Genomic DNA, 22,586 nt, shown 5'->3' on the forward strand with positions numbered 1-22,586 from the left:
CGGCATAGCTAGCCGTCAAACGCTAAACACGGGGAAGCCGACCATGACTTATGTCGTCACCGACGCCTGCATCCGCTGCAAATATATGGATTGCGTCGAGGTGTGCCCGGTCGATTGCTTCTACGAAGGCGACAACATGCTCGTCATCAACCCCAGCGAGTGCATCGATTGCGGGGTGTGCGAGCCCGAATGCCCGGCCGAGGCGATCCTGCCCGACACCGAGAACGGGCTGGAGAAGTGGCTCGAGCTCAACAACACGTTCAGCGCGCAATGGCCCAACGTCACGCGCAAGAACGACCAGACCCCCGCCGATGCCGACGAGCATAAGGGTGAAGAGGGCAAGTATGATAAATACTTCTCTGCGGAACCCGGCAAGGGCGACTGAGCTTCGGTCCGACCGCGCCGATCGAACTGCCGTCATCCCGGTTTTGAGCCGGGATCCATGGCGCCGCGCGCGCACCGCATGAGCCTCAAGGGGTTCGCTGGCCGCCCAATGGATCCCGGCTCGAGGCCGGGATGACGGGTTTGGTGGTAATTTGCCCCTTCCCCGCGCCGCCATAGTCTGACAACACACCGCCCAAACCACATTCGAGCGCGGAGTCTTTCGTCATGGCGATCAAGCGGGTAGCCGGCCTTTTCCTTCTGGGCATCTCGGGCATCGCGCTCGCGCAAACTACTGCGCCCAAGGCCAAGTACGGCGCGTGGGGCGTCGACTACACCTCGATGGACAAGAGCGTGAAGCCGGGCGACGACTTCTTCCGCTACGCCGAGGGCACGTGGCTGCGCGACGCGCCGATCGCCCCGGACAAGTCGCGCGCCGGGTACAATTACGACATGCCCGACGATGCCGAAGCCGAAGTGCGCAAAATGGTCGACGATGCCGGCGCCAGCCCGGCCGATCCCAAGATGCGCCGCGTGACGGACTTTTACCACGCCTATATGGACCAGGCCGGGATCGAGGCGCGCGGCAATGCGGCGATACGGCCGTACCTCACCCGCATCAACAACGTGAAAAACACCAGCGAGCTCGTCGCGCTGATGGCCGAGCCAGGCTATGCCGCGCCGGTCAATATCGGGATCAGCCCCGACGCGAAGAACCCGACGCAGTACACGGTCGATGCCGGGCAGGCGCGGCTCGGGCTCGGCTCGCGCGATTACTACCTGTTGCCCGACGCCAAGTATGTCGCGTTCCGCGCGGCGTATCGCGCGTACATCATGAAGGTGATGGGGCTGGCCGGGGTGACCGACCCCGCCGCGCAGGCAAGCCGCGCCGATGCGATCATCGCGCTCGAGACCCGACTCGCCAAGAGCCAGTGGACCCCCGAGGCGCGGCGCGATCCGGTCAAGACCTACAATCCGATGACGCGCGCGCAGCTCGCGGCCCTCGCGCCGCAATTCGAATGGACGCCGGTGCTGGCGAAGATCGGGCTCGGCAAGATGCCGACCGTGATCGTCGCCGAGCCGAGCGCGGTCGCCGATGCGGGCAAGGCGATCACCGACACGCCGCTGGCGGTGTGGAAGGACTGGATGACGCTGCGCTTCATCACGAGCCACGCGCAATTCCTGCCCAAGGCATTCGACGACGCGCAGTTCGATTTCTACGGACGCACGCTCCAGGGGGTGCAAGCGCAGCCCGATCGCTGGAAGCGCGGCGTGCGGCTGCTCAACGACGATCTCGGCGAAGCGGTCGGCGAGCTCTACGCGCAAAAGCACTGGACCGCGGACACCGAGCGCCAGATGACCGAGCTGCTCGGCGACTTGCGCGCGGCGTACAAGGAGAAGATCGAGAACGCCGCCTGGATGGACGAGACCACGCGTAAGGAAGCCTTGATCAAGCTCGCCGCGTTCGACCCGCGGATCGGGCATCCGGTCAAATATATCGATTATTCGAACCTGACGGTGTCGCCGACCGACCCGCTCGCCAACGCGATGGCGGCCGACGATTTCGGGTGGAAGCTCGAACTGTCGCGGCTCGGCAAGCCGGTCGACCGCGCGCTGTGGGACATGAACGTCCAAGAAGTGAACGCGTACTACAACCCGCTGACCAACCAGGTGACGTTCCCGGCGGCGATCCTGCAGCCGCCGTTCTTCGATCCCAATGCCGACCCCGCAGTCAATTACGGCGAGACGGGTGCCACGATCGGTCACGAAATGGGGCACGGCTTCGACGACGAGGGGCGCCAGTTCGATGCGACGGGCAAGCTGCGCGACTGGTGGACCAAGGAATCGGCCGACCGCTACACCGCACACGCGCAGAAACTGGTCGAGCAGTTCAACGGCTACGAGCCGATCCCCGGGGTGCATATCAAGGGCGAGCTGACGCTGGGCGAGAATCTCGGCGATCTCGGCGGACTCGAGGCAGCGTACGCCGCGTACCGCCGCTATGTCGCGCGGCACGGCGAGCCCGCGGTGATCGACGGCTACACCGGCGACCAGCGCTTCTTCATCGCCTATGCACAAAGCTGGCAGGGCAAGGCGCGCGAGGGCGCTTTGCGCGCGCAACTCCTCTCCAACCCGCACAGCCCGGAGGAGTATCGCGTCAACGGGATCGTGCGAAACATGGACGCCTGGTACGCGGCGTTCGGGGTGAAGCCGGGGGATAAATTGTACTTGGCGCCCGCGGATCGAGTGCATGTGTGGTGAGCTCGGGCGAGCCAATTAGCGCAAGCTAATCGGCGTCGCGCGCCCGAGCGCGAACGGCGGACGGGCTAAGCCCAATCCGGACGACGGCTTTGCCGGCGGCGTACCATCGCGCCCCTAACCCAAATTGGGAAACATTCCGGTCCTATTTCGCAACGCAAGGCTGGTAATTTTATTACGAACCTGTTAAATAGGCGGTGACGAGAGTCGTGATCCTCTCGCGTGGAGACACACGCATCCGAACCATTTCCCCGGTCGGCGCTGCTTCAGGCGCCGGACTCGCCGGGTCCGTTACAAGAAAGGTTTTAGCCACATGGCTGCCAAGGCACTGTCCTTCGATGTCGGTGATTATGTCGTTTACCCGAAGCACGGCGTCGGCCGTGTGGTCGAGCTGCTGAAGCAGGAAATCGCGGGCATGCAGCTCGAGCTGTACGTGCTGCGCTTCGAGAAGGAGCGCATGACGCTCCGCGTGCCGACCAACAAGGCCGAGAGCGTCGGGATGCGCAAGCTGTCGTCGGACAAGACGATGAAGGAAGCGATGGAGACGCTGAAGGGCAAGCCCAAGGTCAAGCGCACGATGTGGTCGCGCCGCGCGCAGGAATATGAGGCGAAGATCAATTCGGGCGACTTGGTGTCGATCGCCGAAGTGGTCCGCGACCTGTTCCGCGCCGAGGATCAGCCCGAACAGAGCTATTCCGAACGCCAGATCTTCGAAGCGGCGGCGAGCCGCCTCGCGCGCGAACTGGGCGCGATGGAAGAGACCGACGAAAAGGGCGCGCTGGAAAAGATCCTCGACATCCTGCGCAAGGCCGCGGCGATCTGGAACAAGGATAAGGTGCCGGCTTGAAGCCGCGAACATCGCAATCCATTCGAAGAGGGCGGTCCTGACGGGCCGCCCTTTTTGCTTCGCGTTCAGAGATTATGTTTACAACTGTAATCGATAAGCGTATCTCGCCCCTAGATCATCGGGAGAGAGATAATGCGCCTGTTGCCGCTGCTTGCCTTACCATTCCTCGTAACCGCCGCGATGGCGACCGACGGCAACAACGATCGCGGTCCCGGGCTGACCGGCGAGCGCCAAGGCGACACCACTACCTATCGCGCCATGGATTTCGACAAGGTCGCGTTCGGGCTGGCCGGCGATGTCGATGTCCGGGTTGGTCCGGCCTGGTCGGTCCGCGCGACCGGCCCCGCCGCCGCCTTCGCCAACCTGCGCATCGTCCGCGAGAACGGCACGCTCGAAATCGCGCACCGCTATCGCAACCAAGACACCAACCGCGACCTCGAGCGGCAAGTGCACTTCGTCGTCACGCTGCCGCGCATCGCCGGCGCGATGCTCGGCGGATCGGGCCGGATGACCGTCGATCGGGTGCGCGGGTCAGCGTTCGAGGCGACGGTCGGCGGGTCCGGCAGCCTGTCACTCGGCACGATCGAGGTCGACCGCGCCACGGTCGCGATCGGCGGATCGGGCGGCATCACCGCACGCGGATCGGCGCGTAGCCTGGCGGTCAGCGTCGGCGGGTCGGGCAGCCTTCAAGCACCCGACCTGCGCGCGGCCAGCGCGCGAGTCTCGACCGCCGGATCGGGCATTGTCCGCGCGACGGTCGACGGTCCGGCGACCGTCTCCGTCGTCGGCAGCGGCCAGATCGATCTCGGCCGAAACTCGCGCGTTGTTCGGTCACGCGCATAGGCAAGGCGCAAATCCATTGCGGTGCGTAGGCGCTTGACCGCGCATTCTGGTGTGTTATTAGACCAATACACGCTGACGGAGTGAAACCAATGCGCCATCTTGCCTTGCTTGCCCTGATCCCGCTCGCCGCCTGCTCCGGGGGTAATGCCACGTCCAAAGCCAGCGGCGTCAACGGCACCAAGAGCTTCGCGCTCGACGGGTTCAACGCGGTGGATGCCACGGGGCCCGACGATGTCGACGTCCGCGTCGGATCGGGCTTCTCGGTCCGCGCCGAGGGCGACACCGGGATCATGGCCAATGTGGAGATCGTCAAGAACGGCGACACGCTGGAAATCCGGCGCAAGTCGAGCTCGGGGTTCCACTGGGGCGGCGGGGAGCGCGGCCACGTCAAGATCTACGTCACGATGCCGCGCATCACCGCGGCGAGCACGACGGGTTCGGGTGACATGGCGATCGACCATGTGGACGGCGACGGCTTCAAGGTCAGCGCGACCGGGTCGGGCGACCTGTCGATCGCGGCGATGAACGTCCAGCGCGCCGATTTCTCGCTGACCGGATCGGGTGGGGTCACCGCCGCCGGCACCGCCAAGATGGGAAGCTTCTCGATCACCGGGTCGGGCGATATCGATGCCGCCAAGCTGTCGCTCGGCCAGGCCGACGTCAGCGTGATGGGATCGGGCAACGTGTCCGCCGCGGTCGCCGGCCCGGCCAAGGTCGACGTGATGGGATCGGGCGACGTGACGCTGACCGGCGGCGCGAAATGCACGACGAGCAAGATGGGATCGGGCAGCGTCAGCTGTAGCTGAGGCGAACTCTAACCATCGAATGATCTTGCGCGCGCCGCCCAGGCGGTGCGATGCTCGCCACATGTCTCGCCTGATCCTTGGCCTCGCGCTAGCGGCGCTGGCGCTACCCGCCACTGCCGCCGACCGCCGCTACGTCGTTACCGATTTCGACCGCGTGCGCGTCGACGGTCCGTTCGAGGTTCGGCTGACGGTGGGCGGCACCAGCGCGTCGAGCGTCGCCAGCGGCGACCCGGAGGTGCTGGCAAGCCTCGACATCCAGGTGCAGGGAACGACGCTGATCGTTCGCAAGGGCGCGAGCGGCTGGGCCGAGCGCGGTCCGGCGGGCGGCCCCGCGCCGGTGATCACGCTCACTGCGCCCAGCCTGCGCAGCGCGACTGTGATCGGCGGCGGCAGGCTGGCGATCGGCGGCCGCGTTCGCAGTCAGCGGCTCGACCTCCAGGTGACCGGCAGCGGATCGATCGACGCTGGCGGAATCGACAGCAACGAAATGGTCGTGTCGCTAATGGGCGCGGGCAACGTTGCGCTGGCAGGGCGCAGCGGACGCGCGCGGCTGCAGACCAACGGATCGGGCACGATTTCAGCGAAGCCGCTGACAGTCGGCGACCTGGTCGTGCTGCTCGACGGGCCGGGCGAGACCCAGGCCACTGCGCGCTTCACCGCCAATCTGACTTCGACCGGGCTGGGCCGGATCGTCGTAACGGGCACCCCCGCCTGCGTCACGAAGGCGGTTGCCGGCGGACCGATCCTGTGCGGGCCCGGCGCGAAACCCTAGATCAAGGCAAGGTCCGCCAATTTCCCGATCAGGTCGGCGGGTAATGCCCCGACGCCTTCGCTGCCCGCACCGAGATCGAGCGGGGCGGCATCGCCCTCAAGGTACCGCCAGCCCTGGTGCGCGCGTTTGGGCCGCGCCTGGACCAGCACGAGCCGCGGGTCGAGCCTGATCGATACGCGCCCGCCCGGCAACTCGCCGAACCCGACGATCGGCGAGCGCGCGATCAGTTGGTGCTTCAAGATCCAGTAGAGCGAGCCCTGCCCGGCAATCTCCTCATGCCGCTTGGGCAAATAGCGCGTGCCGAGCTCGTACGGCGGGTCGCCTTCGCGCGCTGCCCAGCGCGCGGCGAACTGGTCGAGGCTGGCGACCCCGAACGCGACCTTGGTGAGATGAAGCGGCACCCGATTCAGGTGGTAGGCCGCTGCGCGCCGGTCAAGCTCAACCGTGCAGCCCGAACAGAGCAGCGAGGCCGAGAAACGAGAAGAAGCCCATGCAATCAGTCATCGTCGTCACGAAAACGGTGGAGGTAACGGCCGGATCGATATTGGCCTTGTCGAGGCCGATCGGGATCAGCACTCCCGACAGTCCGGCATTCAGGCTGTTGATCAGCATTGCCGCGAACAGCACGAAGCTGAGCATCCAGTCGTGATAAATGAACTGACACCCCCCGGCCATCAACAGGCCCAGGCCGAGCCCGTTGGCGCTGGCGATCCACCATTCGCGCGCGATCATCCGCCAGGTGTTGGAGCTGGTCAGCTGGTTGGTGGCGAGCGCACGCACCGTCACCGCCATCGTCTGCGTCGCGGCGTTGCCCCCCATGCCCGCGACGATCGGCATCAGCACCGCCAGCGTTACCAGCCGCGAGATGGTGTCCTGGAACACGGCGACCACTGCCGAAGCGAGAATCGCGGTGCCGAGATTGATGAACAGCCACCACATCCGCGTCCGGATCGTCGAGGGCAAAGGCTCGTTGATGTCGCCGTCGCCCGCGCCCGACAGCAGCAGCGCATCCTCGCCGGCCTCTTCGGAAATGATGTGGACCACGTCGTCGACCGTGATCATCCCGACCAGCCGCCCGGCCGCGTCGACCACGGCGGCGGAGATCAGCGCGTATTTCTGGAAGCGCAGCGCGACCTCTTCCTGGTCCATGTCGACGGGGATCAGCGTCTGTTCGCGCTTCATCACGTCGGCCATCGCAATTCCGCGCGGCGTGCGCAGGATCCACGACAGCTGGCACGTCCCGACCGGCTTGTGCGCCGGATCGACTACGAAGATTTCCCAGAAATCGGTGGTCAGTTCCTCGTGGCCGCGCAGGTAATCGATCGCGTCGCCGACGGTCCAATGTTCGGGCACCGCGACCAGATCGCGCTGCATCAGGCGCCCGGCGGATTCCTCGGGGTAGGACAGCGCCTCCTCGATCGCGGCGCGATCGTCGGGCTCCATCGCACGCAGCACCTCGCGCTGGTCCGCGGGCTCCATGTCCTCGATGATCGCGACCGCGTCGTCGGTCTCGAGCTCGGCGGCGATGTCGGCGACTTGTTGCGGCTCGAGCGCGTCGATCAGATCCTCGCGGACGTAATCGTTCATCTCGGCGAACACGTCGGCGTCGAGCATGTCGGCCAGCGCATGCGCGAGCGGCCCGCGGTCCTCGTGCGGGGTCAGCTCGAACAAATCGGCGATGTCGGCGGGATGAAGCGGCTCGACCAACGCGCGCGCGGCATCGGCGTCGCCCGCCTCGACCGCGTCGAGCACGGCGCGCACGAACGCCGGCTTCAGCCGGTCGTCCTCGTCCAGCTGCGCGGCTACGTTATCGGTTTCGGGTGCGCCGTCCACGGGCGCCAGATCGGTCTCGCTCATCGTCTGACCTTGGTTCGGGCGCGGGGATGTCCATAGCGGCGCCGTTAGCCCCATTTCCAGCGGTTTGCCAGCACCGAACGACCCGTCTAGGGCGCATCCAACGCATTTATTTCACGGAGCAACACGATGGCCGAGACCTTCGAAAAACTGACCCTGACGCTCGACGGCGGCGACGTCGTGATCAAGCTGCGCCCCGACCTCGCCCCGCAGCATGTCGAGCGCATCGCCGAGCTCGCCAACGAAGGCTTTTACGACGGCGTCCCGTTCCATCGCGTGATCCCCGGCTTCATGGCGCAGGGCGGTGACGGCGGGCGCGGCGACGGCACGGGCGGGTCGACCAAGCCCAATCTGCCGCAGGAGTTCAGCCGCGAGCCGCACGTGCGCGGCACCGCATCGATGGCGCGGACCAACGATCCCAATTCGGCCAACAGCCAGTTCTTCATCTGCTTCGACGACGCGCGCTTCCTCGACGGGCAATATACCGTGTGGGGCGAGGTCGAGAGCGGCATGGAGTTGATCGACGCATTGCCCAAGGGCGAGCCGCCGCGCGAGCCGGGGAAGATCGTCAAGGCGGCGGCAAGCTAGTAGCGAAGCTAATAGCTATCCCGGCCACCGCCTCGGCCGGCGTCGCTATGGCGACGACCGACGGCGTGGCTTTGCCACGCACAATTTCTGATGGATGTAAATCGACGTGGCGAAACCACGCCGTCGGTCGCGATGATGCGCGCCGGCCGGCTTCGCTTCGCTCAGCTTGCCTTCATGTTGCTCGACACGTTCGTGAACGTCGTCTTGAGCTTGTTGCCGAGGCCCTGCATCGCGGCGATCGCGGCAACGGCGATCAACGCGGCGATCAAGCCGTATTCGATCGCGGTCGCGGCGCGCGTGTTGCGTATCATCGCGAGAAAAGAGTGCAGCACAATCCGTCTCCCCTTCACCTCGAGGCGGGATAACGGGGCGAGCTTGCAATATGGTTAATGCGGCAACGGCTGTGCCCTATTCCTCGACCAGTGTCTCAACCAGCCAGTCGTGGAACAACCGCACCGGCTTCTGCTGCATCGCGCGCGGGCGGCACACGAACCAGTAACTGTAGGGGCTTGCCACCTCGATATCGAACAGTTTGGCCAGCCGGGGATCATGCGCTTCGTCGAAATGGCTGGCGTGCATGAACGCGACGCCAAGCCCCTGCGCCGCCGCTTCGAGCATCAGCGCGCCCGAATCGAAATGGTCGATTGCGAGCGGCTCGAGCTCGTCGAGCCCGGCGGCATGGCGCCACGCGCTGAACGTATCGGGCATGTCGCGATGGATCAAAGCGGTCAGCTTGGCGAGCTGTTGCGGATCGGTGACCGGGTCGGGCCCCTCGATCATCGACCGCGCGCCGATTGCATAGACCTGGTTGCGGTCGAGGCGCTTGGCGTAGAGACTCGGGTCGGGGTCGCGGGTGATCGTGATCGCCGCGTCAAGGCCGTCGCCGACTCGCGCCATGTTGTGTCCCGCGGTGTCGATATCGAGGTGGAGCTGCGGGTGCCTGGCGCGCAATTCGGCGAGGTGCGGGAAGATGCGCTGCGCGGCGAACAGCGGCAGCACGCCGAGCCGCAGCCGCAGCACTTCGGTCCCGCTGGTCAGCGACTCGACCGCATCGGTTAACCGGTCGAGCACCGGCGCGATCTGTTGCAGCAACCGCTCGCCATCCTCGTTGAGCACGACCGCTTGGTGGCGGCGCTCGAACAGCGGCTTGTCGATAAAGCGTTCGAGCGCCTGGACGCGGCGGCTGAGCGCGGGCGCCGACAGCGCGAGTTCCTGCGCCGCCGCCTTCACCGACCCGGTGCGGGCGACCTGCACGAAGGCCTCGATCGCAGTCAGCGGCGGGAGCCTGCGCATCCTGTTTCCCTTACGTCATCCTCGCGGTTGTGCATCGCGTCACATTCCGTCGATGCGACTGGTACCATTTCCCCTCGTCCGAAATCCACCCGCGATTGCAAAAAGCGCATGCAAACGGTTTCTTTTCGCACTTGCACAATAAAATGCCGCGCCGCACATAGCGCGTGCCTTTCAGGCATCCTCTCCTAAAAACTTATTCCGGCCGGGCCTCACAGCCCGGCCTTTTTTTTGTGCCCGAGCGCCAATGTGCGTCGGATCGATCGAGCGCGAATTACTCGGTGTAGGGCTTCCAGTTCGCCTGGTCGCATGCCGGGGGAGAGGCCGGCGCCTTGGACGCTCGCCGGGCGCGTTCGCACTTCATCGCCGCGAGCAGATAGGGCCGCGGCGACAGCGGTAGCGGCCGGCCGCCGCAACTCTCCAAATCGGCCGTTTGGGCGAGGAGCGTCAGGTTCTGCTCCTCTATCGAGCGAAGCTTTTCCGTCTTGCCGTCCGGATAGGCGCCCTCCGCCATGCTCTGCGACAGCCGCTTGAGAATCTTGTGGTAGTCGGCGAGCGGCACCGCGCATCGCGCGGGTACCGGCAACGGCGGCCGGCCCGCGACCACCGGCGCCGGCCGGGTTTGCGCGGCGGCGAACACCGGCACGGTAGCAAAAGCCAGAATCAGCAAGCGCATGACGTCACCCGTTCACGGTTGCGATCGGCTGAATAGGCGCGTGCCGCGCGCGCCTGTCAACCGCGCGGCGATATGACCAAACCGCGTTTTTGTGTCGTTGGCGTATCGACTCCTCTCGCACATCGGGAACCACGTCGCTATCTCGCGCGCTCGGCTTCTTTCGAGCGAGGTTCTTCGATGGCAGACGGCGACGACGCCCCCCAACGCAAGCTCCAAGTCGCCAATGCCCGGCCCGAGGACAGCGGCCGCGGCCTCGCGCATATCCCACGCGCGCTGATGGCGGCGTTGGGGATCGGCGAAGGCGACGTGATCGAGATCGTCGGCAAGACCAACACGCCCGCGCGTGCCGTCGCGCCCTATCCCGAGGACGAGGGGCTCGAACTGCTCCGGATCGACGGGCTGCAACGCGCCAATGCCGGGGTCGGGTCGGGCGATTATGTCGAAGTGCGCAAGGCCGAGGTGAAGACCGCGACTCGTGTGGTGTTCGCGCCCGCGCAGCAGAATTTGCGGCTGCAAGGGTCGACCGGGGCGCTCCACCGCACATTTCTCGGACGGCCGGTGTGCCAAGGCGATGTCGTAGCGACCGCCGGACAGCAACGCATCGATCCCGAGGGCATGCCGCCCAACGTCGCGCAATATCTCCGCGCGCCGGCCTATGCGCTACAGGAAATTCGTCTCGCGGTGATCGCAACCGTGCCCAAGGGCGTCGTGCTGATCGACGAGAATACCGAGATCGAGCTGCGCGCCGAATATGAGGAGCCCAAGGACGCGCGCCGCGCCGACGTGACCTACGACGATATCGGCGGAATGGCGGCGACGATCGACCAGCTGCGCGAGATGGTCGAGCTGCCGTTGCGCTATCCCGAGCTGTTCCAGCGGCTCGGGGTCGATCCGCCCAAGGGCGTGCTGCTCCACGGCCCGCCCGGCACCGGCAAGACGCGGCTCGCTCGCGCGGTGGCAAACGAAAGCGACGCGCAATTCTTCCTGATCAACGGGCCGGAGATCATGGGCTCGGCGTACGGGGAGTCCGAAGCCAAACTGCGCCAGATTTTCGAGGAAGCATCGAAGAACGCGCCGTCGATCGTGTTCATCGACGAAATCGATTCGATCGCGCCCAAGCGTGGGAACGTGACCGGCGAGGCGGAAAAGCGGCTCGTCGCGCAATTGCTGACTTTGATGGACGGGCTGGAGGCGCGCGCGAACCTGGTGGTGATCGCCGCCACGAACCGCCCCGAGGCGATCGACGAGGCGTTGCGGCGGCCCGGCCGGTTTGACCGCGAGATCGTCGTCGGCGTGCCCGACGAGCGCGGACGGCGCGAGATCCTGGGCATCCACACGCGCGGCATGCCGCTCGGCGACCGGGTCGATCTCGATGAGCTCGCGCGCACGACCTATGGCTTCGTCGGCGCCGACTTGGCGGCACTTGCGCGCGAGGCGGCGATCGAGGCGGTGCGGCGGATCATGCCGCGGCTCAACCTCGAAGAACGCACGATCCCACCCGAGGTGCTCGACACGCTGGCGGTGACGCGTGAGGATTTCCTCGACGCGCTCAAACGCGTCCAGCCGTCGGCGATGCGCGAGGTGATGGTCGAGGCGCCGCGCGTGCGGTGGGACGATGTCGGCGGGCTCGACGATGCGCAGATGCGGCTGAAGGAAGGCGTCGAGTTGCCGCTCAAGGACCCGGATGCGTTCCGCCGTTTGGGCATCCGTCCGGCCAAGGGCTTCCTGCTCTACGGCCCGCCCGGCACCGGCAAGACCTTGCTCGCGAAGGCGGTGGCGCGCGAGGCGGAGGCGAACTTCATCTCGACCAAATCGTCCGACCTCTTGAGCAAATGGTATGGCGAGAGCGAGCAGCAGATCGCCAAGCTCTTCGCGCGCGCGCGCCAGGTGGCACCGTGCGTGATCTTCATCGACGAGCTCGACAGCCTCGTGCCCGCGCGCGGCGGTGGAATGGGCGAACCGCAAGTCACCGAGCGCGTGGTCAACACGATCCTGTCGGAGATGGACGGGCTGGAGGAATTGCAGTCTGTCGTCGTGATCGGCGCGACCAACCGCCCGAACCTGATCGACCCCGCACTCCTGCGCCCAGGGCGGTTCGACGAGCTGATCTATGTCGGCGTGCCCGACCGCAACGGGCGCCGCCGCATCCTCGCGATCCAGACGCAGAAGATGCCGCTCGCCGAGGATGTCGATCTCGACGCGCTGGCGGCGCGGACCGAGCGCTTCACCGGTGCCGATCTCGAAGACCTGACCCGCCGCGCCGGGCTGATCGCGTTGCGCGCGAACCTCGAGGCGAAAGCGGTGACGATGGCCGATTTCGACGCGGCGATGGACGATTCGCGCGCGAGCGTGACGGCGGAGATGGAGCGCGAATACGAAGCGATGGCGGCGCGGCTCAAGCAGGATGCCGCCGCGATCCAACCGATCGGGTTCATTTCGCCCGGGCAATTGAGGCCGCACGGCCCGAAGGGGAACGAGTAGGATGATCGTGCTCGCGCTGATGATGCTCTCGTCGATTCCCAGCGAAAGCCGCTCGGACTTTCAGATGATGACGTCGCCGGCGTATCAGGCGTTCGCGCGCAAGGGCGACGCGATGTGCCCGGCGCGCCGCTTGCGATACCTTCACCCGGCTGACCTAGACGGCATGGAGGAGAGCTTCCTGAGCACATTGCCGTCGCGCGAGCAGCGGCGCGTGGCGCGCGCGACCCCGGACACCAGCAACTGCCCGCCCGCCGGTGCGTCGTGCCCGGCGCAGCACACGCTCGCGGCGATCGTTCGGCTGGGGCTGCTCGACGGCTTCACACAATCCGCCTGTTCGGGGGCCGGCTAAACTCAGCCCTGCCGCTGCAGCGCGGCGATAATCGACTGGCGCATCGTGGCAAGGTCCGCCGGGCTGTCGGCGCCAAGGATACCGCGCGCGACTTCTGGCAGATGCGCGGCAGGGTCACCGCTGGTCTTGAAAACATAATGGTCAAACATCGCGCGCCACGCGCGGCGCTGGTCGGGGGGTAACTGGCGCAACGCGACCATCCCGTGCATCAGCGCGTCCCACGGCGACCCGACGTCGCGCCGCGCCGGGTTCCACCAGTAATTGACCAGCAGGTTGAGCGGCGAAAGCGCCTCGACGTGATGGTACCAGCCATAGGGGATGTAGATCGCGTCGCCGGGTTCGAGCTCGGCGCTTCGGGCGTCGGCGAGCGCGTCGGCGAAACGCGGATAGCGCTCCAGATCGGGGGCGGTCACGTGCGCCATGCTGATCGCCGCGCCCGCCGGCGTAATGTGGAACGGCCCCATATAGAGGTTGGCGACCTGTTCGGGCGCGAACAGCGTGAAACGGCGGCGGCCGGCGACGACGCAGGCGAGGTTCTCAACCTGGTCGTTGTGCGTCGCGACGATCGCGGATGTGCCGAGCCAGAGGCGGGGGGCGACCTCGGGCGGTACAAGCGGCATCGGGTTGGCGACGGCGAACCCCGGCATGACCTGCTCGGTTGACAGCCCCTGGATCGCCAGCGTGTCGGGCGCCGCAGCGCCGGTTTGGCGCTCGAACTCGGCGAAGAAGCCGGCGATCGTGACCGGTTCGCGCTCGAAATTGGGGCGCTCGATCGAGGGCGCGTAATGCAGCCGGCCATGCTCGCCGGCTGGCGCGCGCACCATCGGGACCGGCTCGTCGGTCGCGAGACCCGAGAGGTAGGCGCCGAGTTCGCCGCGCTTCGCCGCCGCGACGACGGGCCAGTCCGCGACCAGCCCGCGCAGCACCACCGGCTCTCCCGCCTCCCGGATTTTCGCGAACGTTTCGGGGTCGGTACCGTGGCTTTCGCGGAGTGCGTGCATGGCTCGCGGGGTCCGCCTTTGCCCCCGGCAAGTCAAGCCGGCGGCGCGCTCGCGCGGCGGGGTGTCAGCGCCAGCCAGCAATAGCCGAACAGCACCAGGCACGCCGCCCCCGCGGTCAGATACGGGAGCGAATGCTGCGCCTCGTACAGCCCGACGCCGAGCGACGGACCGAGCACGAAGCTGGCGCCGTTGATGCTCGTGACCTTGCCCGCGACCGACCCTTGCGCGTCGGGTCCGACCGCCAAGCTCGATCCCGCGGTGAAGGCGGGGCGGGTGAAGCCGAACCCGACGCTGGCGAGCGCATAGGCGGTCGCAATCCCGTAGAGCGACGTCGCCAGCCCGGTCAGCGCGGTGCCCATCGCGGCGATCACCAGCCCCGCCAGCATCATCGCACGCGGTTGCAGGTTGAGCACCGGGATCAGCCCCCATTGCACCAGCAGCGCGGCACCCGCGCCCATCATCAGCACGATGCCGGTGGGCTGCAACGCTTGGGTCGGCAGCAGGTGCAGCCGGTCGATCACAAGGAAGCCGATTGCCTGCCCGGTCATCGCCTGGGCGTGCCCGAACACGAGGCCCGCGATCATCCAGACGCGGACGCGCGGGTCGAGCACCCCGACCGATTCGCTGCGCGACGCGGTCGCGGCGGTGATGCTCGCACCCGACGATTGCCCGCCGATCGATGGATAGGCGGTCGCGGCACCATGGCTGCCGGGCGTCTCGAGCGCGGCTTCGGTACGGTCGTCGGGCAGCATCCGCCGCACCGTCACGAACATGCCGGCCCCGAACAGCGCGAACAGAAATGCCGGCCCCGACAGCCCGATCGTCACCGCGCCGACGCTCCCCATCAACAGGTACGGCGCGATCGCTGGGCCGAGGATCGTCCCCAGCCCGAACGCCGACCCGAGCAGCGTCAGCGCCTTGGTCCGCTCCTCGCGCGTCGTCCGCCCCGCGACGATCGCCTGCACCGCGGGGGGCGCTGCCGCGCCCAGGCTGCCGTAGATCAGCCGCCCGACGATGAAGAGCAGGAACGCCATCGTCCCGCCGATCCAGCCGTTGATCCCGGCGAGCAGGAACAATCCGCAGAGACTGAGCGACACCGCGAACCCACCGACGCCGAGCAGGATCATCGCGCGCCGCCCCTGCCGATCCGACCGGTTGGCCCAGAACGGGGCGGCGATCACCCACAGCAGCGCCGACACCGAAAACGCCGCCGCGACCGCATTGTCGGGCACATGCAGCGACCGGCCTATAGCGGGCAGCACCGATTGCAGCGCGGTGTTCCCCGCCGCGATCGTCAGCATGACGGTGAACAGCAGCGCGAAATCGCGGTCGAACTTCGCGGTCATGCGGCTACCGAATAACCGGCTAACGCCCCGACACAACCCGTCCGTGCACCCTTAAAGCTTGATCGAACGTTCGGGCTTTGCGAGAGGGGCTGCTTGGCCGCGCCCCGTCGCGCGGAAAAAACTAAGGAAGATCATGGCCCATCCTCGCCTTGCCCTCGATCATGAGGAGACGCGCGCGCGCAAGCTCCCCTCCCCGTGGGCGATGTTCCTGAGCGGATTCCTCAAGCACCCAGTGATGGTCGGGTCGGTGATCGCGTCGTCCAAGGCGCTGCAGAACACGATGCTCGACCGAGTCGACTGGCCGAACACCAAATTGTTCGTCGAATACGGCCCTGGCGTCGGCACGTTCACGCAGAACATCCTCGACCGGCTGGCGCCCGACGGCACCTATATCGCGATCGATACCAACGAGGATTTCATCGACTATCTCGGTCTGAAATTCACCGATTCGCGTTTCATCCCCGTCCTGGGGTCGGCCGCCGATGTCGAGAAGATCGTGGCCGATCACGGATTCGACCACGCCGATTACGTGCTGTCGGGCTTGCCCTTTTCGACCCTGCCGCACGGCGTCGCGCCGCAGATCGCCGCCGCGACTCACCGCGTGCTCAAGCCCGGTGGCGCGTTCCTGGTCTATCAGTTCCGCCCCAAGGTGCGCGAGTTCCTGACCCCGCACTGGTCGAATATCGACTACAAGATCGAATGGCGCGCGATCCCGCCGAGCCACAATTTCTGGGCGTGGAAGGACAAGGACGAGGTCAAGTAACCTCGCGCCGGCGCAGCCTCTCGCGCCCGAAATTGAGGCTCCGCGTCACGTTATAGTCGAGCACCGTCATTACGAAGAACGCGCCCGCCTGCTTGACGCGCATCCACAGGCTCGTGCGCGCCTTGTAGAGCGCAGGGGTGATCCGTTCGGACGCGTCGATCTCGCCCTGAACGTAAGCACGGCAATGCGCGGCGAACGCCGTGTCCTCGATCCGCAGCATCAGCTCGAGGTTCAGATACAGGCTCCTGATGTCGTAATTGGCGGAGCCGATATAGACGACGTCGTCGATCACGAAGAGCTTGGTGTGGAGCTTGGTCGGCTGGTATTCGTAAATCTCGACGCGCTTCCTGAGCAGCCCGGCATAGGTGAAGCGCGACGCCCAGATCGCCGCGCCGTGATCGTTCTTCGACGCCAGCACGATCCGCGCGACCCCACGCATCCCGATCCGGTCGAGCCGGCGCAGCATGCCCGGGCTCGGCGCGAAATAGGCGCTGATCAGGTCGGCGCGCATCGCGCTACGCAAATCCTGCTTGATCGCGCGCGCCCACGGCGAGGGTTTCCGCGTCGGTCCGCCGAACAGCCAGCGCGTCTTGCCCTCGGGCTCGCTCCATTTCGACAAGAGCGCGCGGAGCGAGCGGAGCGGCGGCGTCTCTTCCTTGGCCCATTGATCGAGCGCGTCGAAGTAACCGGTCAGGTGCGCCGCCGACGGCCCTTCGATGTAGAAGCCCAGGTCGCGCCACGCCTGGTCCTCGGCGGTGCCGAAATACGAATCCTGGATGTTGAACCCGCCGATGATCACGCGCGCCTCGTCGGCGAGCGCGAGCTTCTGGTGGTTGCGCAGCAGGTAACGCCGTCCCCAGCGCGGGACGAAGCGGCACACGTCGACCCCGGCATCGCGGAGCGGCTCGAAGAAACGCGCGGCCTGCGCATGCTCGCTGCCCAGCCCGTCGACGATCAGCTTTACCGCGACCCCGCGGCGCGCCGCGTCGATCATCGCCTGGCGCACCTTCGCCCCCGCCTCGTCGTCGACATAGATGTAATAGAGGATGCGCAAGCTACGCTCGGCACCCGCGATCAGGTCGAGCAACGCAGCCAGCCGTTCGGGCCCTTCGGTGATCAGCCGCAGCGTGTCGCCCTCGATCGTGAAACTGGGTTCGCCGGCCATCGCGCCTTCTATCGCGGGCGCCGCGCAGCGAGGCAAGCGGTGCGATTTTCTTGACTCTCCGCCCCGCGTTGTCCTAGGGCGCGCGGCTTCCCACATAGTGGTTTTTGCAAAGGATCAGCGTTCATGGCGCGCGTCACCGTCGAAGATTGCGTCGACAAGGTTTCCAACCGTTTCGACCTGGTGCTGTTCGCAGCCCAGCGCGCGCGCCAGATTTCGGGCGGCGCCGACCTGACGATCGACCGCGACCGCGACAAGAATCCGGTCGTGGCGCTGCGCGAGATCGCCGAGGAAACGGTGCGGCCCGACCACCTGCAGGAAGCCGTGATCGGCGGCATGCAGAAGGTCCAGATCGACGACGACGACACGCCCGACGAGATCGGCTCGCTGTCGCAGTCGGCCGAAGCGCTGCGCCTCACCGCCGCCGCGCCGCCGCGGAACCAGAACCTGGGTGGGGACTACGACGGCTAAGCCCGACCGACGACGCGGCTTCGCCGCGTCGTACCCTCACCACCGCGGATCGTAACTGGCGAGGCATTTGTCGCCCAGCGGCTTGTAGCCGTTCCTGCACATGGCGCGGATCATCACCGTCACCGGGTGATCGGGGCCGCAATAGCGCTTGGCTTTGGCGATGCTGTAGGCGGTGTCGCCCCATTTGTTGCGCGTATCGAGCCGCGCGCCCGCTTCGAGCAGGGTGCGGGCGATGATCAGCATCTTGCGGCGGTCGTGGCCCGGATCCCATTCGCAGATGTTGAGCAGCGTGTTCATGGCGCCGTTTCGTTCGGTGTCGAACGGCGTGTTGGGGTCCCAGCCGCGCTGCAGCAGGTTTTCGACCGCGCGCAAATCGAGCGACCGGAGCGCGATCTTCTCTTCGGCGGCGGCCGGCGGCGGTAGCGCCGTCAGCGCTGGTGCGGCCACGCTACGCGGCGACAGCTCGGCGAACGCGAGCCAGGCTCCGACGACGGCCAGGGCCAGTACTCCCGCCGCGACCGCCCGGCGGCGACCGGTTGCTCGCCCATTGCCGAAACGCGCGATCTCGGGCATCCCGCGGACATCGACCTCCACCGGCGCGATCAGCCGATAACCCAGACGCGGCACCGTTTCGATCGGGCCGTCCTCGGCCGGCCCAGCGCCCAGCGCCCTGCGCAACTTGACCATCGCGGTCGCGAGCGACGCCTCGACCACGGTGACGTCTGGCCACACCGCGTCGAGCAGTTCGTCTTTGGTGACGACCTCGCCGGGCCGTAACAGCAGTTCGCGCAGGATCTGGAGCGGCTTCGTCTCGACGTCGACCCGCCGGCCGTCGACGTGCAGCTCCCAGCTGGCTTCGTCGAATTCGACGGACGCGAATCGCCATCGCCGCCGCTGGCGGCCAATCTCCGGCTTCCCCCTCTCGATCTCCCCCATCGAGCGTTCCTTCAGAGAATCTTCAGTTCTTCGTCAGGACAGACTCGATGAGACTGGCTCACGATCGTCCCCAGCACAAGAGGGGGGATCGGACGTGGGTGGGGCACGTTTCCCGGGCGCCGTTTGCGCGCTCACACTGACATTGGCCGCCGCCGCGGCAACGGGACAGACGGCAGCGCGAACGATCGGCAAAACCATCGGCCTGGCCGACCCGTATCCCGACGGCACGACCCGCGCGCCGGTCGATCCGCTCGTCATGCGCGACGACGATTTCGCCCGCAATCGCGACCCGTCCCTATGGTCGGGGCTCACCGTCGAACGGATATCCTTTCGCGAAAACCGCGCACGCTGGGCGTTCTGGCGGATCGTCAATGCCGGCCGGCCGGGCGGCGTGCTGTGGGTTGTCCCGCACGACAACGAAAACGGCGCGTTCGACGCCGCGCTGCGCGCGGTCGGCCGATACGGCGGGATTCTGATCGCGGTCGACACGAGCGCCGACGACCATTCCTATGCCGCGCGCCTTAACCGCAACGTCGATCGGGGGGCGCCGATCGATCCCAACCGCAATTTCACCGACGCCGCGCCGCGTTATGTCGGTGCGCTACTGGCGGACCTGCGGCTTGGCCCGCGGCTGATCGTCGCGCTGCATTCCAACGCGCCGGGGTTCGACAGCGGCGGCTCGACGTGCGCGACGGCGCCGCGCGGCGGCAGCGGCGGGATCTCAATCCGCGTGTGCAGCGACCGCTACCACCCCGTCGTATCGCGCAGCCGCGCCTGGCCGTTCGACGACGACGACAGCATGGCTATCATCCCCTATGGCGCCGTGCGCGGGCGCGCCGCGACGTTCTGTGGCCCGGCCTTGCAGGCCGCCGACTTCAACATTGCGTTCGAATATGTTCGGATCAGCGATGGGTCGCTGTCCAACTATGCGCTTCTCCACGGCCTGCGGTACGTCAATTTCGAGACCAGGGACCTCGGCAACCAGGCGGCCCAGCGCGACGCCGCGCGCGCACGGCTGACCAGCATGATCGAGACGATGATGGTGCGTTGCCTGCCCGGCGGCACCGTGCCGCCGGCCGCGCCTGCCGTCACGATCGCGGCGACTGAGCCGGCACCGTCCGTGCCTGCCGTAACGGCGCTGGCAACGACCCCGGTCGCGCTGTCACCGATGCCGAGCACGGCGGTTGCGCCTCAGCCCGCACCGTAAACACTGCGCCGTGCCGCCTATCCGACCGGGTTCTCCAAAGCAGCAGCAGCCCGCCGCGCCTCGCCGCGCCGTTTCGCGCGTCGCCCGTACCAAAACGACCACAAGCTCAGTGCGCCCATCGTGCCGTAGCTCAGGATCGGGTTGACGATCAGATACTCGCGCACGCTCAGCGTGAACACGAGCACCACGCCCAGCGTCACATCCGCGACCAGACCGAACCCCCACACCAGGGTCATCACCGTCATCGTGCGGCGGAATGCGGCATGGACCTGGAGCGCCGCGAACGCTTCCGCCTCGCCCTCCGACTTGCGGCGCATGCTCGCGCGCGCCAGCTGGTAGACCAGCGGCTTGCCGACGAGCGCCGAGCCCAGGAACACCAGCCCGATCGCCCCGGTGACGAGCTTCTCGCGCAACAACAGGAATTGCGGGCCACCGCCGCCGAGCATCGCGAGCAGCGACAGCACGATCCCGGCCAGCACCAGCACCGATAGCGCGTCGACCCGGCGGCGCCGCGCGAATTCGACCAGGCTCCACAAGGTCGGCGGTGCGGAGGACGCGATCAGCGCCTTGACCTCACCGAGCGACGGCTGCGCATAGGAATAGATCGCATAGGGCAGGATGAAGTTGACGAGCGCCTCGACGAGGACGTGGCCGCCATTCTTGCGGAGCCAGCCGACAATATTGGCAATCATACACCACCTCGCTGGTCGGCTGGCCGACCCTTGAAGCCCTGCGCGACGACGAACCATTCGACCGACCCTTTGCGGCTGGCAGGCGGCTTGGCATGCTTCACGGATCCGAAGTTGCGCTTCATTTCCGCTACCAGCGTGGAGTCCGCGCCGCCTGCGAATACCTTCGACACGAACGTACCGCCGGGCTGGAGCACGTCGATCGCGAACGCCAGCGCGGTTTCGACCAGCGCCATCGTGCGCAGGGCATCGGTCTGCGGGTGACCGACCGTATTCGCCGCCATGTCGGATACGACCAGATCGGGCGCGCCGCCGAGTTCTTCGATCAGCCGGCCCGGCGCGGCGTCGGCCATGAAATCCATCTGCAGGATCGTCACACCGTCGATCGGATCGACGGGCAACAGGTCGATCCCGACGATCGCGGCTTTGGGTGCCGCCTTTCGCACGACTTGGCTCCAGCCGCCGGGCGCGAGGCCGAGGTCGACCACGCGCTTGACGCCCTTGAGGAACCCGAACTTCTCGTCGAGCTCGAGCAGTTTGTAGGCCGCGCGGCTGCGATACCCTTCGGCCTTGGCGCGCTTGACGTACGGGTCGTTGAGCTGGCGTTCGAGCCAGCGGGTCGATTGCGCGGTGCGCCGCCGCGCGGTCTTGACGCGGGTGTGGCCGCCGCCAGAACCCCTCACGGCTCCCCCCTTCATGGCCGGTTCGCCCCCATCAGCCGGCGCAAAATGCCCTCGCGAATGCCGCGGTCGGCGACGGCGAGCCGCTCGGCGGGCCACACGTCCATGATCGATTCGAGGATCGCGCAGCCGGCGACGACCAAGTCGGCGCGCTCCGTCCCGATGCACGGGAAGCGCGCGCGCTCGGCGAGCGACATGCCCGACAGGTCGCTCGAAATGCGCCGCATCGATTCGGCGGGCACGATCAAGCCGTCGACCAGCGCGCGATCGTAATGGTCGAGTTCGAGATAGACGCTGGCGAGCGTCGTCACCGTGCCCGAGGTGCCGAGCAAGCGCGGCGCGACCGGCGATTTGGGGAGGCGGTCGGCAAATTTGACGAAGGCCTCGGTCGCGAGGCTGCGCATGCGCGCATAGGCCGCGAGCCGTTCGGCGCTGTCCGCCGCGCCCTCGCCGCCGGCATGCTCGGTCAGCGACACCACACCCCACGGCGCCGAATGCCAGTCGAGCACGCGAGGTTCGGGCCCGCTCGCGTCGATCAACACCAATTCGGTCGACCCGCCGCCGATGTCGAAGATCAGCGCCGGTCCCTCGCCCGGCTCCATCAGCGCGTGGCAGCCGAGCACTGCGAGCCGCGCTTCCTCCTCGGCGGAGATGATGTCGAGCCGGATTCCCGTCTCGCGATAGGCACGCTCTATGAAGGCGGGGCCGTTGGCGGCCTGGCGGCAGGCCTCGGTCGCGACCGAGCGCGCGACGAGCACGTTGCGGCGGCGCAATTTGTCCGAACAGACCTTCAAGGCGGCGATGGTGCGGTCGATCGCCGCGTCGGAAAGCCGCCCGCTCGCCGCCAGCCCCTCGCCCAGCCGAACGATCCGCGAGAAGGCATCGACCACCGCGAAGCCGTTGCCCTGCGGCCGCGCGATCAGCAGGCGGCAATTGTTGGTGCCCAGATCGAGCGCGGCATAATACGGCGCATCGTGCCAGCGCTTTCGCAGGTGAGGCGCCGGACGGGCAAACCCCGGGCCTTGGGCCTGGGGCGGGTGCCGATGCGGCATCGTCGTGGGATGATCTCCCATGCCGTCGCTCTTTATGTTCTTGCGGCCCGGCCCAAAGCCCTCCGCTGCTTGGGGCGAGGATTAGCGCAAAGGCGCGCGCCCGACAACCAATCGTTATGGGCGTGGGGCCTTG

The 22,586-nt window shown here is 66.9% G+C and carries 24 protein-coding genes; 12 read left to right on the forward strand and 12 right to left on the reverse strand.

Annotation, left to right across the window (positions count from 1 at the left end):
- The first annotated feature begins 43 nt into the window (after window positions 1-43).
- The 6 genes from fdxA to E7773_RS00210 all read left to right on the forward strand — a co-directional run bounded on the left by fdxA (window position 44) and on the right by E7773_RS00210 (window position 5,908).
- Window positions 44-385: a ferredoxin FdxA gene (gene fdxA / locus E7773_RS00185; RefSeq protein ID WP_293986724.1), complete on the forward strand. Its 342-nt coding sequence runs from the start codon at window positions 44-46 to the stop codon at window positions 383-385.
- Between the two features lie 224 nt (window positions 386-609).
- Window positions 610-2,643, forward strand: a complete 2,034-nt coding sequence (locus tag E7773_RS00190; protein WP_293986726.1) for a M13 family metallopeptidase — start codon at window positions 610-612, stop codon at window positions 2,641-2,643.
- A 310-nt stretch (window positions 2,644-2,953) separates the two neighbouring features.
- Complete coding sequence (locus E7773_RS00195; RefSeq protein WP_293986729.1) at window positions 2,954-3,487, forward strand: CarD family transcriptional regulator; 534 nt, start codon at window positions 2,954-2,956, stop codon at window positions 3,485-3,487.
- A gap of 132 nt (window positions 3,488-3,619) precedes the next feature.
- Complete coding sequence (locus E7773_RS00200) at window positions 3,620-4,330, forward strand: DUF2807 domain-containing protein (RefSeq protein WP_293986731.1); 711 nt, start codon at window positions 3,620-3,622, stop codon at window positions 4,328-4,330.
- Between the two features lie 89 nt (window positions 4,331-4,419).
- Window positions 4,420-5,136, forward strand: a complete 717-nt coding sequence (locus tag E7773_RS00205) for a head GIN domain-containing protein (RefSeq protein ID WP_293986733.1) — start codon at window positions 4,420-4,422, stop codon at window positions 5,134-5,136.
- Between the two features lie 61 nt (window positions 5,137-5,197).
- Window positions 5,198-5,908: a DUF2807 domain-containing protein gene (locus E7773_RS00210; RefSeq protein WP_293986735.1), complete on the forward strand. Its 711-nt coding sequence runs from the start codon at window positions 5,198-5,200 to the stop codon at window positions 5,906-5,908.
- Here the strand turns inward: E7773_RS00210 and E7773_RS00215 are convergent.
- Together E7773_RS00215 and mgtE are read right to left on the reverse strand one after the other, a co-directional pair.
- Entirely contained in the window at window positions 5,905-6,309 is a 405-nt protein-coding gene (locus E7773_RS00215) for a DUF1489 domain-containing protein (RefSeq protein ID WP_293986738.1), read from the reverse strand. The two genes, E7773_RS00210 and E7773_RS00215, sit on opposite strands and share 4 nt — an antisense overlap.
- 37 nt (window positions 6,310-6,346) lie before the next feature.
- Entirely contained in the window at window positions 6,347-7,765 is a 1,419-nt protein-coding gene (mgtE, locus tag E7773_RS00220; protein WP_293986740.1) for a magnesium transporter, read from the reverse strand.
- A gap of 126 nt (window positions 7,766-7,891) precedes the next feature.
- On the opposite strand from mgtE, the gene E7773_RS00225 reads away from it, so the two are divergent.
- Window positions 7,892-8,350 carry a peptidylprolyl isomerase gene (locus E7773_RS00225; RefSeq protein ID WP_293986741.1) on the forward strand — a complete coding sequence of 153 codons (459 nt, stop codon included), beginning with the start codon at window positions 7,892-7,894 and terminating at the stop codon, window positions 8,348-8,350.
- A 161-nt stretch (window positions 8,351-8,511) separates the two neighbouring features.
- Here the strand turns inward: E7773_RS00225 and E7773_RS00230 are convergent, their stop codons facing one another.
- From E7773_RS00230 to E7773_RS00240, 3 genes are all read right to left on the reverse strand, one after another.
- On the reverse strand, window positions 8,512-8,661 hold the full coding sequence (locus E7773_RS00230) for a Flp family type IVb pilin (RefSeq protein WP_293987139.1): 150 nt from the start codon (window positions 8,659-8,661) through the stop codon (window positions 8,512-8,514).
- A gap of 97 nt (window positions 8,662-8,758) precedes the next feature.
- Entirely contained in the window at window positions 8,759-9,643 is an 885-nt protein-coding gene (locus E7773_RS00235; RefSeq protein ID WP_293986743.1) for a LysR substrate-binding domain-containing protein, read from the reverse strand.
- A 271-nt stretch (window positions 9,644-9,914) separates the two neighbouring features.
- Window positions 9,915-10,316, reverse strand: a complete 402-nt coding sequence (locus E7773_RS00240; RefSeq protein WP_293986745.1) for a hypothetical protein — start codon at window positions 10,314-10,316, stop codon at window positions 9,915-9,917.
- 177 nt (window positions 10,317-10,493) lie between these two features.
- On the opposite strand from E7773_RS00240, the gene E7773_RS00245 reads away from it, so the two are divergent.
- Together E7773_RS00245 and E7773_RS00250 are read left to right on the forward strand one after the other, a co-directional pair.
- On the forward strand, window positions 10,494-12,797 hold the full coding sequence (locus tag E7773_RS00245) for a CDC48 family AAA ATPase (protein ID WP_293986747.1): 2,304 nt from the start codon (window positions 10,494-10,496) through the stop codon (window positions 12,795-12,797).
- A gap of 1 nt (window position 12,798) precedes the next feature.
- Window positions 12,799-13,146, forward strand: a complete 348-nt coding sequence (locus tag E7773_RS00250; RefSeq protein WP_293986749.1) for a hypothetical protein — start codon at window positions 12,799-12,801, stop codon at window positions 13,144-13,146.
- Between the two features lie 2 nt (window positions 13,147-13,148).
- Here E7773_RS00250 and E7773_RS00255 read toward each other — a convergent pair whose 3' ends face one another.
- Window positions 13,149-14,147 (reverse strand): cupin-like domain-containing protein, encoded by a 999-nt coding sequence (locus E7773_RS00255; RefSeq protein ID WP_293986751.1) that lies wholly within the window; start codon window positions 14,145-14,147, stop codon window positions 13,149-13,151.
- A gap of 32 nt (window positions 14,148-14,179) precedes the next feature.
- Window positions 14,180-15,493, reverse strand: a complete 1,314-nt coding sequence (locus E7773_RS00260; protein WP_293986753.1) for an MFS transporter — start codon at window positions 15,491-15,493, stop codon at window positions 14,180-14,182.
- Between the two features lie 133 nt (window positions 15,494-15,626).
- Here E7773_RS00260 and E7773_RS00265 point away from each other — a divergent pair, with 133 nt between their 5' ends.
- Complete coding sequence (locus E7773_RS00265) at window positions 15,627-16,256, forward strand: methyltransferase domain-containing protein (RefSeq protein ID WP_293986755.1); 630 nt, start codon at window positions 15,627-15,629, stop codon at window positions 16,254-16,256.
- On the opposite strand, the gene E7773_RS00270 is transcribed toward E7773_RS00265, so the two are convergent.
- On the reverse strand, window positions 16,249-17,421 hold the full coding sequence (locus tag E7773_RS00270) for a phosphatidylserine/phosphatidylglycerophosphate/cardiolipin synthase family protein (protein WP_293986757.1): 1,173 nt from the start codon (window positions 17,419-17,421) through the stop codon (window positions 16,249-16,251). The two genes, E7773_RS00265 and E7773_RS00270, sit on opposite strands and share 8 nt — an antisense overlap.
- A 123-nt stretch (window positions 17,422-17,544) precedes the next feature.
- Between E7773_RS00270 and rpoZ the strand changes: the two genes are divergently transcribed.
- Entirely contained in the window at window positions 17,545-17,889 is a 345-nt protein-coding gene (rpoZ, locus tag E7773_RS00275; RefSeq protein WP_293986760.1) for a DNA-directed RNA polymerase subunit omega, read from the forward strand.
- A 36-nt stretch (window positions 17,890-17,925) separates the two neighbouring features.
- Here rpoZ and E7773_RS00280 read toward each other — a convergent pair whose 3' ends face one another.
- Entirely contained in the window at window positions 17,926-18,825 is a 900-nt protein-coding gene (locus E7773_RS00280) for a winged helix-turn-helix domain-containing protein (protein WP_293986763.1), read from the reverse strand.
- Between the two features lie 94 nt (window positions 18,826-18,919).
- On the opposite strand from E7773_RS00280, the gene E7773_RS00285 reads away from it, so the two are divergent.
- Window positions 18,920-20,032, forward strand: coding sequence for a hypothetical protein (locus E7773_RS00285; RefSeq protein ID WP_293986766.1), 1,113 nt, complete (start codon window positions 18,920-18,922; stop codon window positions 20,030-20,032).
- Window positions 20,033-20,049: 17 nt separating this feature from the next.
- On the opposite strand, the gene E7773_RS00290 is transcribed toward E7773_RS00285, so the two are convergent.
- From E7773_RS00290 to E7773_RS00300, 3 genes are read right to left on the reverse strand one after another with little or no spacing between them, the layout of a single operon-like run.
- Complete coding sequence (locus E7773_RS00290) at window positions 20,050-20,724, reverse strand: VC0807 family protein (RefSeq protein WP_293986769.1); 675 nt, start codon at window positions 20,722-20,724, stop codon at window positions 20,050-20,052.
- The gene (locus E7773_RS00295; RefSeq protein ID WP_293986772.1) at window positions 20,721-21,404 is read right to left on the reverse strand and encodes an RlmE family RNA methyltransferase; all 684 of its coding nucleotides are present in this window, start codon (window positions 21,402-21,404) and stop codon (window positions 20,721-20,723) included. The genes E7773_RS00290 and E7773_RS00295 overlap by 4 nt, the downstream gene beginning before the upstream one ends.
- 11 nt (window positions 21,405-21,415) lie before the next feature.
- Window positions 21,416-22,474 carry a Ppx/GppA phosphatase family protein gene (locus E7773_RS00300; RefSeq protein ID WP_293986773.1) on the reverse strand — a complete coding sequence of 353 codons (1,059 nt, stop codon included), beginning with the start codon at window positions 22,472-22,474 and terminating at the stop codon, window positions 21,416-21,418.
- Window positions 22,475-22,586 lie beyond the last annotated feature (112 nt).

It is taken from the genome of Sphingomonas sp., assembly GCF_004799495.1.
Classification (GTDB): domain Bacteria; phylum Pseudomonadota; class Alphaproteobacteria; order Sphingomonadales; family Sphingomonadaceae; genus Sphingomonas.